Annotated in this window: 13 protein-coding genes; 6 read left to right on the forward strand and 7 right to left on the reverse strand. The window is 62.8% G+C overall.

All coding sequences use genetic code 11. The features are described 5' to 3' along the window. Positions 1 to 24: 24 nt before the first annotated feature. Positions 25 to 831, forward strand: coding sequence for a taurine ABC transporter ATP-binding protein (locus KJP30_RS18460; protein WP_218450802.1), 807 nt, complete (start codon positions 25 to 27; stop codon positions 829 to 831). Next, positions 828 to 2093 carry an ABC transporter permease gene (locus KJP30_RS18465; RefSeq protein ID WP_218450803.1) on the forward strand — a complete coding sequence of 422 codons (1266 nt, stop codon included), beginning with the start codon at positions 828 to 830 and terminating at the stop codon, positions 2091 to 2093. The genes KJP30_RS18460 and KJP30_RS18465 overlap by 4 nt, the downstream gene beginning before the upstream one ends. A 113-nt stretch (positions 2094 to 2206) precedes the next feature. Here KJP30_RS18465 and KJP30_RS18470 read toward each other — a convergent pair whose 3' ends face one another. Beyond that, on the reverse strand, positions 2207 to 3085 hold the full coding sequence (locus tag KJP30_RS18470) for a zinc-ribbon domain-containing protein (RefSeq protein WP_218450804.1): 879 nt from the start codon (positions 3083 to 3085) through the stop codon (positions 2207 to 2209). Positions 3086 to 3255: 170 nt separating this feature from the next. Between KJP30_RS18470 and KJP30_RS18475 the strand changes: the two genes are divergently transcribed. Genes KJP30_RS18475 through KJP30_RS18490 form a run of 4 tightly spaced genes read left to right on the forward strand, consistent with a single transcriptional unit; the run spans position 3256 to position 6146 of the window. Next, positions 3256 to 3933, forward strand: a complete 678-nt coding sequence (locus KJP30_RS18475; protein ID WP_218450979.1) for a cell division ATP-binding protein FtsE — start codon at positions 3256 to 3258, stop codon at positions 3931 to 3933. Beyond that, positions 3930 to 4832: a cell division protein FtsX gene (locus KJP30_RS18480; RefSeq protein WP_425515722.1), complete on the forward strand. Its 903-nt coding sequence runs from the start codon at positions 3930 to 3932 to the stop codon at positions 4830 to 4832. Before KJP30_RS18475 ends, KJP30_RS18480 begins: the two co-directional genes overlap by 4 nt. An 11-nt stretch (positions 4833 to 4843) precedes the next feature. Continuing rightward, the gene (locus KJP30_RS18485) at positions 4844 to 5563 is read left to right on the forward strand and encodes a lysophospholipid acyltransferase family protein (RefSeq protein WP_246594603.1); all 720 of its coding nucleotides are present in this window, start codon (positions 4844 to 4846) and stop codon (positions 5561 to 5563) included. Further along, positions 5541 to 6146 (forward strand): MSMEG_1061 family FMN-dependent PPOX-type flavoprotein, encoded by a 606-nt coding sequence (locus KJP30_RS18490; protein ID WP_218450805.1) that lies wholly within the window; start codon positions 5541 to 5543, stop codon positions 6144 to 6146. The genes KJP30_RS18485 and KJP30_RS18490 overlap by 23 nt, the downstream gene beginning before the upstream one ends. A gap of 120 nt (positions 6147 to 6266) precedes the next feature. Here the strand turns inward: KJP30_RS18490 and lpdA are convergent, their stop codons facing one another. The 6 genes from lpdA to KJP30_RS18520 form a co-directional block, all read right to left on the reverse strand. Next, positions 6267 to 7661 (reverse strand): dihydrolipoyl dehydrogenase, encoded by a 1395-nt coding sequence (gene lpdA, locus KJP30_RS18495; RefSeq protein ID WP_218450806.1) that lies wholly within the window; start codon positions 7659 to 7661, stop codon positions 6267 to 6269. Positions 7662 to 7778: 117 nt separating this feature from the next. Next, on the reverse strand, positions 7779 to 8189 hold the full coding sequence (locus KJP30_RS18500; RefSeq protein WP_218450807.1) for an MAPEG family protein: 411 nt from the start codon (positions 8187 to 8189) through the stop codon (positions 7779 to 7781). Continuing rightward, positions 8186 to 9223 (reverse strand): glycosyltransferase family 2 protein, encoded by a 1038-nt coding sequence (locus KJP30_RS18505; RefSeq protein ID WP_218450808.1) that lies wholly within the window; start codon positions 9221 to 9223, stop codon positions 8186 to 8188. Before KJP30_RS18505 ends, KJP30_RS18500 begins: the two co-directional genes overlap by 4 nt. After that, a complete protein-coding gene (locus KJP30_RS18510) occupies positions 9220 to 9639 on the reverse strand; it encodes a hypothetical protein (RefSeq protein ID WP_218450809.1) in 420 nt (139 codons plus the stop codon). The genes KJP30_RS18505 and KJP30_RS18510 overlap by 4 nt, the downstream gene beginning before the upstream one ends. Before the next feature lie 43 nt (positions 9640 to 9682). Next, positions 9683 to 11215, reverse strand: a complete 1533-nt coding sequence (odhB, locus tag KJP30_RS18515) for a 2-oxoglutarate dehydrogenase complex dihydrolipoyllysine-residue succinyltransferase (RefSeq protein ID WP_218450810.1) — start codon at positions 11213 to 11215, stop codon at positions 9683 to 9685. A 4-nt stretch (positions 11216 to 11219) separates the two neighbouring features. Continuing rightward, entirely contained in the window at positions 11220 to 14192 is a 2973-nt protein-coding gene (locus tag KJP30_RS18520) for a 2-oxoglutarate dehydrogenase E1 component (protein ID WP_218450811.1), read from the reverse strand. Positions 14193 to 14313 lie beyond the last annotated feature (121 nt).

Raw genomic sequence — 14313 nt, forward strand, 5'->3', positions numbered from 1 at the left:
TCAAGAATCAAAAGGAAGGCAGGCATGAGCGGACTGTCTATCGAAAATATTTCCATGCGCTTTGATCTGCCCAACGGCACGTCGGTGCAGGCCTTGAAGGATGTCTCGCTAACCCTTGCCGAGGGGGAATTGCTGAGCGTCCTTGGCCCTTCGGGCTGTGGCAAGACCACGCTGCTGAACATCGTCGCGGGGTTCCTTGCGCCGACATCCGGGCAGATCACCCTGAACGGTCACAAGGTCAAAGGCCCCGATGCGGAACGCGGCATGGTGTTCCAGCAAGGCGCGTTGTTCGAGTGGATGAGCGTGCGTGAAAACGTCAGTTTTGGCCCCCGCATGGCAGGCAAACGCGAACGGGAATGGGCCGAACATGTGGACCATCTGCTGGATGTCGTCGGCCTGCGCGATTTCAAGGAAAAAGCCGTCTATGAACTGTCGGGCGGGATGCAACAGCGCGTGGCGCTGGCCCGTTGCCTTGCAAATGATCCCGACGTGATCCTGATGGACGAACCGCTGGGCGCCCTGGACGCGCTTACGCGGGAAAAGATGCAGGGGCTGGTGCTGAAGCTCTGGAAGGAAACCGGCAAGACCATCATCCTCATCACCCACTCGGTCGAAGAAGCCCTGTTGCTGGGGGAACGCCTGTTGGTCATGGCGCCGCGTCCGGGACGCATCCATCGCGAATACCGTTTGCCCTTTGCCGACATGGGGGTGAACGCCGACCTGCGCGAGGTCAAGAAACACCCTGATTTCGGCGCGAAACGCGAAGAGATCCTGGGCATGATCTGGGACATGGAGGAAGAAATCATGGGCCGTGCGGAGGAAAGCGCATGATCGTCTTCGCCATCTACATCGCGATTTTTATCGCCTCTTTCGTGATCGTGAAATTTGTCGTCCACAAGACGGTGACGGATTACACCTCGCTCAAGACGGTAACCTTCGGCGACGAAAGCGCGGTGACCCCCAACCGCATCGCCAGCGTCATCTCGGTGTTGTCTATATTCCTGCTCTGGGGGGCCTTCACCGGGTCATCCTATGTGCCCCGTTTCCTGCACGCGCCGGGGCCCTTCATTGGCGACGCGACCTTTACCTACACCGCCGAGGCCGAGGGACAGGCGCCGGACGATGCCACCGTGACAGTGCGGGTTTTCGAGGTGGGCACAGATGTGGAAGATCCCGAGGTCGAGCCCGGCGAGGGATGGGCCAAGAATGACGTGGACACCGTCGGCGCCTGGCGGTCCGGGTTGATCCGCGTCGACCGCAACGATGAATTTGGCCGCGATGACGGCCACAAGGTCGTGGCCGTGAACGGCCAGCCCATCGGGCCGGGGCAATCGGTGCAGACAGAGTACGGCCGCGTCGGAATGTCCCAAAAGGGTACGCTGAACTTCGAACCGGCAAAAGGCTGGCAGATGGAACCGATCTGGCTGCCGCCACCCGAAGCCGTGCTGTCCCGCCTTGGCGATATCGCCAGCGAGGGCTATCGCGACAGTACCCTTTGGGAACACCTTGGCTATTCGCTGTTCCGTGTCGTGGTCGGTTTCTTCTTTGGCGCGCTGGTGGGGATCCCGCTGGGCTACGCGATGGGTCTCAGCAACTGGTTCCGGGGCTGGTTTGATCCGATCGTCGAATTCATGCGCCCGGTGCCGCCCTTGGCGCTGATTCCGCTGGTCATCATCTGGGCGGGGATCGGGGAAGTCGGCAAGATCATCCTGCTGTTCCTTGCGGCACTGTGGATCATGGCCATCGCGGCGCGCGCGGGTGTGTCCGGCGTGGCGATTTCGAAAGTGCATGCGGCCTATTCGCTGGGGGCCAGCAAGTTCCAGATCATGCGGCACGTGATCGTTCCGAACTCGTTGCCGGAAATCTTCACCGGTGCACGGGTGGCTATGGGCGTCTGCTGGGGAACTGTCGTGGCGGCCGAGCTGGTGGCGGCGGAAAAGGGCGCGGGCATGATGATCATGGTGGCGTCGAAGTTCCAGCTGACCGACATCGTCATCATGGGGATCATCCTGATCGGCGTCATCGGCTTTGGCATCGATATCCTGATGCGCATGGCCGAAAAGGCGCTGGTGCCCTGGAAAGGGCGGGTCTGAGGCAAGGGCGGGACGGGCACGGCGCTCGTCCCGGCCTTTGGCCGGAACATCGCCCCGCCCACCGTCCCGTCAGACGGCGCCTTCGGGCGCCGTTTTCGCGTTTGGAGCGTGGATCAGTTGTCCGAAGCAGGAGGCGTTGCCGGTTCGGCGGCCTCGGAACTCATCTGGTCGAGTTTCACCAGAAGATCGGTCACCTGCGCATCAAGCCAGCGCCGCCCTTTGTTCACGTTGTCGACATAGGCGTCCAGAAACGGTGCCGCCTTGGGCACCTGTTGGGACAGGCGCGGTGTGGCGACATAAAGACCGACGCCAAGCGTTGCCAGCATCACCACAACCATAAAGCCGCGGGCAAAGGGGCTGCCCTTTTGGCGAGGTGCCGTGTCCGAGGGGCGCCCGGCGTCCCGATCCACCACCCGCGGTTCCGATGTCGATCGCAGCGTCTGGTTGATCTCTTCCACATCGGGCAGGAGATCGCGCCGCGATGCGGCCGCCGCGGCGGCGGCCGCCGCGTGCAGGTCCGCGTCATCGCGCGCGCCGCCATCCGGTTCCGGCTCCGGACGCTTTGGCGCATCCGCGATGTCCTCTCCCTTGAGGCGGGCCATCCGCTCGCGGCTCTCTCGGGCGCGGCGGGCCTGCTCATCCTCGGCGGGCGGTTCAAGACCGAGGTCGGGTTGGGTTTCCAGCGCTTCGGCCTGACGTTGACGTGCTTCGAACTCGCGCTCTTCGCGGAACAGCTCGGCCATTTCCGGGTCAATGCTGTTGCGCGGCGCGGGCTGTGGTGCCTCGGGGGCGGGTTCGGGCAGAGGGTCCGGTGTCTCTGTCGCTTCCGGCGCTGGCACCGGTTGTGTCACACGGGCGTCGGGTGTCTGGGCAAGGCGTTTCTGAAACCACGTATGCCCACAGTTCGAACACTGCACATCACGGCCTGCCTCGGGGATCACCTCGAGAGGCACGTCGTATTGAGCGCCACAATTTGGGCAAACCAGCCGCATTCCGTCTTGATCCCCGTTACTTGTCCCTAGCAGTGGCTTGCCACCCCGCCCGAACCTTAAGCTGCCCGTATCGGCGGGAAAAGTCCAATTCTGCGCTGGCCGCGTTGCAACGGCCCTGTGCCTCGGGCAAAACTGCGCGCGGACCAAGAATGACAGAGGCAGAGCCGCCCGTGATCGAGCTGGACAACGTGGCCTATTCCTACAGCGGTGCGGCGCTATTGTCCGGGGTAAGCCTGGACCTTGCGCCGGGATCGTTCCATTTCCTGACCGGCCCGTCCGGATCGGGCAAAACGACATTCCTGAAGCTTTGCTACGGGGCGCTGCACCCGACAGAAGGCAGGGTGACCTTTCAGGGCGACGACCTTGCCGCCATGGACCGCGATGCCGTGGCCATGGCGCGGCGGCGCATCGGCGTGGTGCATCAGGATTGCCAGTTTCTCGACCACCTGCCAGTAGCGGAAAACGTCGCCTTGCCGCTGACGGTTTCGGGGCAGGCCAGCCCCGATCAGGCGGACAACCTGCGCGAACTGATGACCTGGGTCGGGTTGACTGAGAAATTTCAGGCGCTGCCGCCGGAACTGTCGGGGGGCGAACGTCAGCGTGCCGCGCTGGCCCGCGCGCTGATCCTGTCGCCCGACGTGATCCTTGCGGATGAACCCACGGGGAACGTCGACTGGGACATGTCGCAGCGTCTGTTGCGCCTGCTGGTAGAGTTGAACCGGATGGGCAAGACCGTGATGATCGCCACCCATGACCTGATGTTGATCCGCGCCGCCAAAAGCATGGTACAGGCGCGTATCCTGCGCATCGCGGGCGGCAACTTGCAGGCAGCGGGGGCAGAGCTGTGAGCGCGCTGGATCGCTTCAAGGGGCTGATTACCCGGGATGCCGGGGCCGACCGCGTGGTGCCGCCCTCTGGGTTTACCGTTCGGCTGACCCTGTTCACCGCCGGAGCGATGGCCTTTCTGACGGTCTTTGCGCTGGCGTTGTCACTAGCGGCAGGCCGGCTTGCCACCAGTTGGGGCGAAGATCTGGCCCGCGCATCGACCATTCGCATCACCGCCCCCGAAGGCCAACTGGCGGCGCAGACCGCCGCCGTCCTGAAATTGCTGGAACAAACACCCGGTGTCGGAACGGTCCGTGCCTTCAGCGACGCCGAACAGCGCGCCTTGCTGGAACCGTGGTTCGGCCCCGACCTGCCGGTCGAGTCGCTGCCGATGCCGCAATTGATCGAAGTGCGGGAAACCGGCGATGGCTATGATGCGGACGGGTTGCGCCTGCGGCTTCAGGCCGAGGCACCGGGCGCGGTTCTGGACGAACACAGCCGCTGGCGGCGTCCGCTGGTCACGGCAGCAAGCCGTCTGCGGCTCTTGGGTTGGGTGGCGATCCTGCTGATTGGCGCGGCGACCGGGGCCATGGTGACACTGGCGGCCAATGCGGCGCTTGCAGCCAACGCACAAGTCATCGCCGTTCTGCGCCTTGTAGGAGCCACCGACAGCTATATCGCCGGGGCCTTCGTGCGGCGCTTTACCCTGCGGACGATGACCGGGGCGGCGGCGGGCACACTGGCCGGAATGATCGCCTTGCTGCTGATGCCATCGGGCGATGACACCGGAGGCATCCTCACCGGGCTGCGCTTTGCCGGGCTGCAATGGCTCTGGCCGCTGTTCGTGCCGCCTTTGGCTGCGGTCGTGGCCTTCTTTGCAACCGAACTGGCCGCGCGCCGTGTCCTTGGAGAACTGGCCTGATGCGCTGGGTGATGTCATTCCTGTTTGTAGTCCAGATGTACGCCATGATGGCGATCATGGGGATCGTCTTTCTGCCATGGGCGTTGGTCTCGCGCCATGGTGCGCGCGTGGCCTGCCGCAGCTATTGCCGCTGGGTGCGCCTGACAGCGCGCCTGATGGTCGGTTTGCGGACCGAGGTGCGCGGCCCCGTACCCACAGACGAAGTGCTGATTGCCGCCAAACACCAGAGCTTTCTCGACATCATCCTGATCTTCGGCGCGGTCCCGGCGGGCAAGTTCATCATGAAGCGCGAGTTGATGTATTTCCCGGTAATCGGGCAATATGCGCTGCGCATCGGTTGTGTCCCGGTTGCCCGCGGCAAACGTGGTCAGGCCATCGCCCGCATGGTCAAGGACGTGGAACGCGGCGCTGCAGATCCGGGCCAGCTGATCATCTACCCGCAAGGCACGCGTATCGCCCCGGGCGTCAAGGCCCCGTTCAAGGTCGGCACCGCCGTGCTGTATCAACAGACCGGCCAACCCTGCGTGCCGGCGGCCACCAATGTCGGCCTGTTCTGGCCGCGCAAGGGCATCTATCGCAAACCGGGCCTGGCCGTGGTTGAATTCCTGCCCGAAATCGAACCGGGGCTGGACAAGAACAGCTTCCTCTCCAGACTGGAGCTTGAGGTCGAAACAGCCTCGAACGCACTGATGAAAGAGGCCGGCTTCGATGCGGAAAATCACCACGCTTGACGCGCTGCACGCGCTTTATGATGATCCTGTCCCGGCTGCGCTTGTCAAGGTCGCCCCGGAACTGACACCGCTCTACCGGCGCTGGATCGAAGGCGCGCGCTTCGCCATCCTCTCTACCGTTGGCCCCGATGGCGTACATGGCAGCCCAAGGGGCGATGACGGCCCCGTGGTCCGCGTGCAGGATGCAAACAGCCTGCTGATGCCGGACTGGCGCGGCAACAACCGCCTCGATTGCCTGCGCGACATCGTACTGGACGGGCGCGCAGCCCTCCTCTTTCTGGTGCCGGGCACCAACACCACCGTCCGCGTCAACGGCCGGGCCGCGCTGACCGACGACCCCTCCCTGCGCCGAAGTTTTGCCAAGGGCGACCGTTTGCCTACGACGGTCATCCGGTTCGAAATTGCCCAAGTCTACACCCAATGCGCCAAGGCATTGCTGCGGTCGGGTCTGTGGAGCTGTGGCGACATCTCGCAAGACCTGCCGACCACCGGCGAAATTCTCGCTGACATATCGAACGGCGAACATGGCGGCAAAGACTACGACCGCACCTATCCGGCCTATGCCAAGCCACGCATGTGGTAGCATCTGAACGGAAACAGGGGCGCCCTGTGCGGACCGCCCCTGCTTCTTCTTGGCAAAAATACCTCCACGGGGGTGCGGGGGTGTGAACCCCCCGCTGCAACCGCGCCGCCGACGGACGGGTCACATGTGGATCGGGCCGTCGCCACAGGCCATGGCCGCTTCGCGAACCGCTTCCGAAAAGGTCGGATGCGCGTGGCAGGTCAGCGCCACATCCTCGGCCGAGGCTCCGAATTCCATCGCAACGCAGATCTCGTGGATCAGGTCGCCGGCACCGGGGCCGATGATATGGCAGCCCAGCACCCGGTCGGTTTCCTTGTCCGCCAGCATCTTGACGAACCCTTCGCCCTGGAAGACTGCCTTGGCGCGGGCATTCCCCATGAAAGAAAACTTGCCCACCTTATAGGCGCGGCCCTCTTCCTTAAGCTGCTGTTCCGTCTTGCCGACCGAGGCCACCTCGGGCGCTGTGTAGATCACGCCGGGGATCACGTCATAATTCACATGGCCATGTTTGCCGGCGATGACTTCGGCACAGGCCACGCCTTCGTCCTCGGCCTTGTGCGCCAGCATCGGCCCGTCGATCACGTCGCCGATGGCATAGATGCCGGGAACATTGGTGCGCCACTGGCTGTCGGTCTTGATCTGTCCGCGCTGGCTCATTTCGACGCCAAGCGCCTCCAGCCCCAGACCGTCGACATAGGGCCGACGGCCAGTGGCGCACAGCACCACATCCGCGTCCACGCTATGTTCGCTGTCGTCCTTACGCAGCTTGTAGCTGACCTTGGCCTTGGTCTTGGTGGCTTCGACCTTGGACACGGCGGCCCCCATCACAAAGCTCAGGCCCTGTTTTTCCAGCAGGCGCTTGAACTGGCGCTGGACCTCGGAATCCATGCCGGGGGTGATGGCGTCGAGGAATTCGATCACCTGCACCTCGGTCCCAAGGCGCGCATAGACCGACCCCAGTTCCAAGCCGATTACGCCCGCGCCGATGACGACCATCTTCTTGGGGATCTTGCCCAGTTCCAGCGCACCGGTGGAGGTCACGACAACCTTTTCATCCACGGTCACATCCGCGCCGGGCACGGGCGAGGCCTCCGAGCCGGAAGCGATGATGATGTTCTTGGCCTCGTGGATCTCGTCACCGACCTTGACCTTGCCGGCTTCGGGGATCGATCCCCAGCCCTTGAGCCAGTCGATCTTGTTTTTCTTGAACAGGAACTCGATGCCCTTGGTGTTCTGGCCGACCACGTCGGACTTGTACTCCAGCATCTGTTTCCAGTCGACAGAGGGCGCCTTGCCCTTCAGACCCATCTTGGCAAAGTTGTGCTCGGCCTCGTGCAACTGGTGGCTGGCATGCAGCAGTGCCTTCGAGGGGATGCAGCCGATGTTCAGGCAGGTCCCGCCAAGGGTTTCGCGGCCTTCGACGCAGGCGGTCTTGAGGCCAAGCTGCGCCGCGCGGATCGCGGCCACATAGCCGCCGGGACCGGATCCGATGACGATGACGTCATATTGTGCCATGGTGTCTTCCTTTCGTTTTGGGCCGGAACAGGGCCAGCGGCCCCCGCCTGCCCGCGGCAGGCTGTCCCGGGGTATTTCCAGCCCGCTGGGGGGCAGGGGTTATGCGGGTGAAACGGGTCAAATCAGGGCGCTCAGCAGCATCAGGACCGTAGCCCCAAAGCCAGCCATCCAGATCAGCGACCTCCAGGGGGTCCAGGCAAAGTAATAGGCCGGCACATAGAGGATACGCGCCAACAGGTAGAGCAGCGACAAACCAGCCGTCAGACCGTTGCCCTGATCGGAAAAGGTGATGACGAAGACGGCGATCGAAAACAGGATCAACCCTTCGAAATGATTGTCCAGTGCGCGCTTCAGCCGGGCGGTTTTCACCGAAAGCTGATCTTCCAAGGATCCGCCCAGCCGGTCTCGATCCCGCGGACCCAGCGTCTTGCCGGTGCCTAGTTCGCGGTTCGCGGGCACCGACATCAGGACAAATTGCACAACCTGCAACAGCGCGGCGAGGGTCAGGGCGGTCAGTTCGGGGGTCATTGCGCATCCCCGTCCCGGACTTGATCCGGGACCTCTTTCAATCCGGTCCTGTCATGGCCGGGGCCCGACACCTTTCTCCGTGTCCATATGGCGCGATTTTCCGGCGTCAGAGCGCCTGCGCGCGTATCAAGGAACCACGCCTTGCAAGCCTCTTCAGCCTGCGCGACAGCCGGGTCGCGACGCCAGTCCGCGATTCTAGCACGCAAGGCAGGCGCACGGTCGGCCAGATGGCGTTCCTCGACCTCGTTCCGGTTGGCGGCGCGGTGCCATGGGCTGCCCAGGTGATATTTGCCTTCGCCGGCTTTGCCCTGCCCATCGCCGCGAATGTTCTTCATCAGGAAACAGTCCTCGGATCGTATCGCATAGTGAAACAGTTGCGCGGTCTTTGGACGCGCCGCGACATAGTGCGGGCGAAAGCGGGCGCTTTTGGGATTGTAGAGCGTCCGGTTGTCCAGCATTTCGCCATCAGGGGTCATCACAACGGGGTCCGGCACTTGCGGATCCAGCGGATTGTGATCCGTGGCACGGGCAAAACTGGCCACCCGGAACAGGCATTTCGTCTTGGTCTGGCGCGGTTCGGGTCGTGGTTCGGCGCGAACATTGCGCAGGGTCACAAGGTCGCCGGGTGTCCAATCAGCCACGCCGCTGTCCCCAAAGGCGCGCCAGGGAAAAGCCACCACGTCCGCCTGTTCCGTGCGGGTCAAGAGATCCTCCAGCGTGCCGTCCAAAAGGGCAAGAAATTCGTCGCTATCGATGTGCAGGATATGGGTAATCCCCTCGGTGCGGGCAAGGGACAGGACAAGGTCCATCCCGCTGTCCTGAGGTGAGACGCCAGCGGGCAGCTTTTGCCGAAGATGCGTCACCAATCCGCGGTCCGCCAAGGCATCCAACAGCAGGTCCGAGCCATCAGTGACATCATTTGTCACCACGATGACCCGCTCGAACCCAAGAGCCCGATGATGGGCCAGCCATTCCAGCAAGAATACGCCTTCGTTGCGCATACAAGAGGCGAGGGCGATGCGGGCCGATGTCATGCGACCCTCGTCGTGGGACGGAGGCTGACCAGCAGCAGAATTGCTCCGGGAGCGAGCATTGCGAGCGGGACAATCCAGTAAGCGTTCTCAGATAGCCAGCGCTGGATTGCGTGCTGAATTTTTGGAAATTTTTCAATCCAGAACCAAAGGAAAAGAATGAACAAAACGATGTCTACCAGGCGTGCAAAGCGCCGTCTTGGCTTTACGGGACCGCTATCTCGTCCCTGCCCAAGTGCCACGAAACCAAAAATCAAAGGCAACAGGTACAAGGATAACAGCGCAATCCCTTGAAAACCCGTCTTGTGAACTGGCTCATCCCACAAAAGCAGAAAGACACCCGCAACGATGGAAACGAGTCCGGACCAGAAGGTGATCTTCCGGACGTGTGACAACGATGTGGGAAAAGGGTTCAGCATGACCGGGGCCTGGGAATAGGCGGGGTTTCCCCCGCCCATCCAGTTACAGATCCATCAACAGGCGGCGCGGGTCTTCCAGTGCCTCCTTGACGCGGACAAGGAAGGTCACCGCGCCTTTGCCGTCGACGATGCGGTGATCGTAGGACAGCGCAAGGTACATCATCGGGCGGATCTTGATCTCGCCGTTGATGACCATCGGACGGTCCTGGATCTTGTGCATGCCAAGGATGCCGGACTGCGGGGGGTTGAGGATCGGCGAGGACATGAGCGAGCCATAGACACCACCGTTCGAGATGGTGAAGGTGCCGCCCTGCATTTCCGCCATCGACAGCTTGCCATCACGGGCGCGCTTGCCCTTCTCGGCAATCGCCTTTTCGATCTCGGCAAAGCTCATCTGGTCGGCGTCGCGGATGACCGGAACCACCAGACCCTGGGGCGTGCCCGCGGCGATGCCCATGTGCACGAAGTTCTTGTACACGATGTCGGTGCCGTCGATCTCGGCGTTGACCTCGGGGACCTCCTTCAGCGCGTGGCAACAGGCCTTGGTAAAGAAGGACATAAAGCCAAGGCGGGTGCCGTGCTTCTTCTCGAAGAGATCCTTGTATTCCTTCCGCAGGGCCATTGTCTCGGTCATGTCCACCTCGTTGTAGGTGGTCAGGATCGCGGCGGTGTTCTGCGCGTCCTTGAGGCGGCGGGCGATGGTCTGGCGCAGGCGGGTCATCTTGACCCGTTCCTCGCGGCCCGCGTCTTCGGCCGGAACCGGCGCGCGCGGAGCGGAGGCAGGCGCAGCGGCCTTGGGCGCGCTGGTCGCGGCGGCCACGGCAGCGGCAACATCGGCCTTGGTGGCGCGGCCATCGCGGCCCGTGCCCTGTACCGCTTCACGCGAAATGCCAGCCTCGGCCATGGCTTTCTCGGCGGCGGGGCCGTCCTTGATGTCCTTGCCGGGGCCCGCGTCACCGGCGGGCGGCGTGGTGTATTGCGCACCGCCAGCGGCTTCGGACTTGGCGGCGGGGGCTGCGGCGCCCGCACCGGAGGAAAGGACCGCAAGCTTGCCATCGGCCTGCACCGTGGTGCCCTCGGGGGCGACGATCTCGGTCAGGGTGCCTGCGGCGGGGGCGGGCACCTCGACAGAGACCTTGTCGGTCTCCAGTTCGCACAGCATCTCGTCCTGAGCGACGCTGTCACCGACCTTTTTGAACCATGTCGAAACGGTCGCCTCGGTCACGGATTCGCCCAGCGTGGGCACCATGACGTCGATGCTGTCGCCGCCACCCTTGACCTCTTCGACATACTCGGCGTCCTGCTCGACCTTGGCCGTGGCGGCATTCTCCGACGCGCCCGCGCCTTCGGAGATATTGGCCAGCAGCGCATCGACACCGACGGTATCACCCTCTGCCGCGACGATGTCGGACAGGGTTCCGGCAACGGGCGAGGGAACCTCGACCGTGACCTTGTCGGTTTCGAGTTCACAGAGCATTTCGTCCACGGCCACGGCATCGCCGGGCTTTTTGAACCAGGTGGCAACCGTGGCTTCGGTCACCGATTCCCCAAGCGTGGGAACACGCACTTCGGTCATGGTCTTACTTTCCTTCCACTGTCAGCGCTTCGTCTACAAGCGCCTCTTGCTGTGCTTTGTGCTGGCTGGCCAGGCCGGTTGCCGGGCTGGCCGAGGTGGCGCGACCCACGTAACGCGGCCGCGAGTGGGTGGCGCCGATGCGGCCCAGCACCCATTCGATATTGGGTTCGATAAAGGACCAGGCGCCCTGGTTCTTGGGCTCTTCCTGGCACCAGATCATCTCGGCCCCTTTGAAGCGTTCCAGTTCCTTGACAAGGCTGATCGCCGGGAACGGATAGAATTGTTCGATCCGCAGCAGGTAGATGTCGTCGATCCCGCGTGCGTCGCGTTCCTCAAGCAGGTCGTAGTAGACCTTGCCCGAACACATCACGACGCGCTTGATCTTGTCATCCGCCACCAGCTTGGTGTCGCTCTCGCCGGATTCCGCGCTGTCCCAGAGAACCCGGTGGAACGAGGAATTGGTGGTGAACATGTCGGCGCTCGACACACAGAGTTTGTGCCGCAGCAGCGATTTCGGCGTCATCAGGATCAGCGGCTTGCGGAAAGTCCGGTGTAGCTGACGGCGAAGGATGTGGAAATAGTTCGCCGGGGTCGAGCAGTTGGCGACGATCCAGTTGTCCTGACCGCACATTTGCAGGAACCGTTCGAGGCGGGCGGAAGAGTGTTCTGGTCCCTGACCTTCGAACCCATGCGGCAGCAGGCAGACAAGCCCCGACATCCGCAGCCATTTCGACTCACCGGAACTGATGAACTGGTCGAACATGATCTGCGCGCCGTTGGCAAAGTCACCGAACTGCGCTTCCCACAGGGTCAGCGCGTTGGGTTCCGCCAGCGAATAGCCGTATTCGAACCCAAGCACCGCGTATTCCGACAGCGCCGAGTCGATCACCTCGTAACGGGCCTGACCTTCGCGGATGTTGTTGAGCGGATAGTACCGCTCTTCGGTTTCCTGATTCACGATGCCGGAATGGCGCTGCGAGAATGTCCCGCGGGTCGAGTCCTGCCCGGCAAGTCGCACAGGATAGCCTTCGAGTTGCAGCGAACCAAAGGCCAGTGCCTCGGCGGTGGCCCAGTCAAAGCCCTGCCCGGATTCGAACATTTTGGACCGGCTGTCCAGAAGGCGGCCAACCGTCTTGTGAACGGCAAAGCCTTCGGGAAGGGTGGTCAGCGCGCTGCCGATATCGGCCAGCGCCTTGTCCGAGATCGAGGTTTTGCCGCGCTGGTACTTGCCCTCTTTCTGCTTGTCGAGGTGGCTCCACCGGCCGTCCAGCCAGTCCGCCTTGTTCGGGCGATAGACCTTGCCAGCTTCGAATTCCTCGTTCAGCTGCGCCTGAAAGGCGGCTTTCATATCCTCGATTTCGCCTTCCGGAATCAGGCCGTCTTTGACCAGCCGTTCGGTGTACAGCGTCAGCGTGGTCTTCTGCTTCTTGATCTTGTTGTACATGATCGGGTTGGTGAACATGGGCTCATCGCCCTCGTTGTGACCGAACCGGCGATAGCAGAACATGTCGATGACCACGTCTTTGCCGAACTTCTGGCGGAACTCGGTCGCCACCTTGGCGGCGTGAACAACAGCCTCCGGGTCGTCGCCATTGACGTGGAAGATCGGCGCCTCGACCACCAGCGCGTTGTCGGTGGGGTAGGGCGAGGACCGCGAAAAATGCGGGGCCGTGGTAAAGCCGATCTGGTTGTTCACAACGATATGGATCGTGCCGCCGGTGCGGTGACCACGCAGACCGGACAGGGCGAAACATTCCGCCACGACACCCTGACCGGCAAAGGCCGCGTCACCGTGCAGCAGGATCGGCATCACGGCCGTGCGGCTGCTGTCGTTGTACTGGTCCTGCTTGGCACGGACCTTGCCCAGAACCACCGGGTTCACCGCCTCGAGGTGCGAGGGGTTGGCAGTCAGCGACAGGTGCACCGGGTGGCCATCGAACGTCCGGTCAGAGGACGCGCCGAGGTGATATTTCACATCGCCCGAGCCATCCACGTCTTCGGGTTTGAACGACCCGCCCTGGAATTCGTTGAAGATTGCCTTGTAGGGCTTCTGCATCACGTTGGCGAGCACCGACAGGCGACCGCGGTGCGGCATCCCGATGACGATTTCCTTGACGCCCAGATTGCCACCGCGCTTGATGATCTGTTCCATCGCGGGGATCAGGCTTTCGCCGCCGTCCAGACCGAACCGCTTGGTGCCCATGTATTTGACGTGCAGGAATTTTTCAAAGCCCTCGGCTTCAACCATCTTGTTCAGGATGGCTTTGCGGCCTTCACGGGTAAAGGCGATTTCCTTGCCATAACCCTCGATCCGCTCTTTCAGCCAGCTGGCCTGCTCGGGGTCCGAGATGTGCATGTATTGCAGCGCGAAGGTGCCGCAGTAGGTGCGCTTGATGATCGACAGGATCTCGCGCAGCGAAGCAATTTGCAGCCCCAGAACATTGTCGATGAAGATCGGGCGATCCATGTCGGCATCGGTAAAGCCGTAGGATTTCGGATCAAGCTCGGGGTGGTTCGACGTATCGCGCAGACCAAGTGGATCCAGATCGGCGGCAAGGTGGCCACGGATCCGGTAGGCGCGGATGATCATCAGCGCGCGGATCGAATCCAGCACGGCACGCTGGATCGCCTCGTCCGAAACGGTGACGCCCTTTTCTTCGGCCTTTTCCTTGATCTTCTTGCCAGCGCCCTTGGCCTCGGCCGGAACGGCGGGCATCGGCCATTCGCCGGTCAGCGCCCCGGTCAGGTCGTCTTCGGGGGCGGGCGGCCAGTCGCTGCGCGCCCAGGACGGGCCGGCGGCCTCTTTCTGCACGTCCATTTCGGCATCGCCCAACTGGCGGAAAAACTCGGCCCAGGCGTCATCCACGGCGTTCGGATCGGCGGCATAGCGGGCGTACATCTGTTCGAGGTACTCCGCATTGTGCCCCTGCATAAAGCTGGAGGCATGAAACAGGTCGTTGGGGCTTTGGTCAGTCATGGTTCACTCCGTCGACTGGTGCCCGAGGCTGCGAAAAACATCGGGAAGGGGCTTGAGGTGGTCGTCTGTGACAATCGCGGACGGGTTCGTTCCGGGGTGCGGGGCCATCGCGCCCGGAGGA

The sequence above is a fragment of the Antarctobacter sediminis genome, from assembly GCF_019218285.1.
In the GTDB taxonomy this organism is placed as follows: domain Bacteria; phylum Pseudomonadota; class Alphaproteobacteria; order Rhodobacterales; family Rhodobacteraceae; genus Antarctobacter; species Antarctobacter sediminis.

Coding starts and splice junctions, on each gene's coding strand:
- odhB (WP_218450810.1), bottom strand. CDS start 11,215: ATGACCGAAGTGCGTGTTCCCACGCTTGGGGAATCGGTGACCGAAGCC.
- KJP30_RS18465 (WP_218450803.1), top strand. CDS start 828: ATGATCGTCTTCGCCATCTACATCGCGATTTTTATCGCCTCTTTCGTG.
- KJP30_RS18510 (WP_218450809.1), bottom strand. CDS start 9,639: ATGCTGAACCCTTTTCCCACATCGTTGTCACACGTCCGGAAGATCACC.
- KJP30_RS18470 (WP_218450804.1), bottom strand. CDS start 3,085: ATGCGGCTGGTTTGCCCAAATTGTGGCGCTCAATACGACGTGCCTCTC.
- KJP30_RS18505 (WP_218450808.1), bottom strand. CDS start 9,223: ATGACATCGGCCCGCATCGCCCTCGCCTCTTGTATGCGCAACGAAGGC.
- KJP30_RS18485 (WP_246594603.1), top strand. CDS start 4,844: ATGTCATTCCTGTTTGTAGTCCAGATGTACGCCATGATGGCGATCATG.
- KJP30_RS18500 (WP_218450807.1), bottom strand. CDS start 8,189: ATGACCCCCGAACTGACCGCCCTGACCCTCGCCGCGCTGTTGCAGGTT.
- lpdA (WP_218450806.1), bottom strand. CDS start 7,661: ATGGCACAATATGACGTCATCGTCATCGGATCCGGTCCCGGCGGCTAT.
- KJP30_RS18520 (WP_218450811.1), bottom strand. CDS start 14,192: ATGACTGACCAAAGCCCCAACGACCTGTTTCATGCCTCCAGCTTTATG.
- KJP30_RS18460 (WP_218450802.1), top strand. CDS start 25: ATGAGCGGACTGTCTATCGAAAATATTTCCATGCGCTTTGATCTGCCC.
- KJP30_RS18490 (WP_218450805.1), top strand. CDS start 5,541: ATGCGGAAAATCACCACGCTTGACGCGCTGCACGCGCTTTATGATGAT.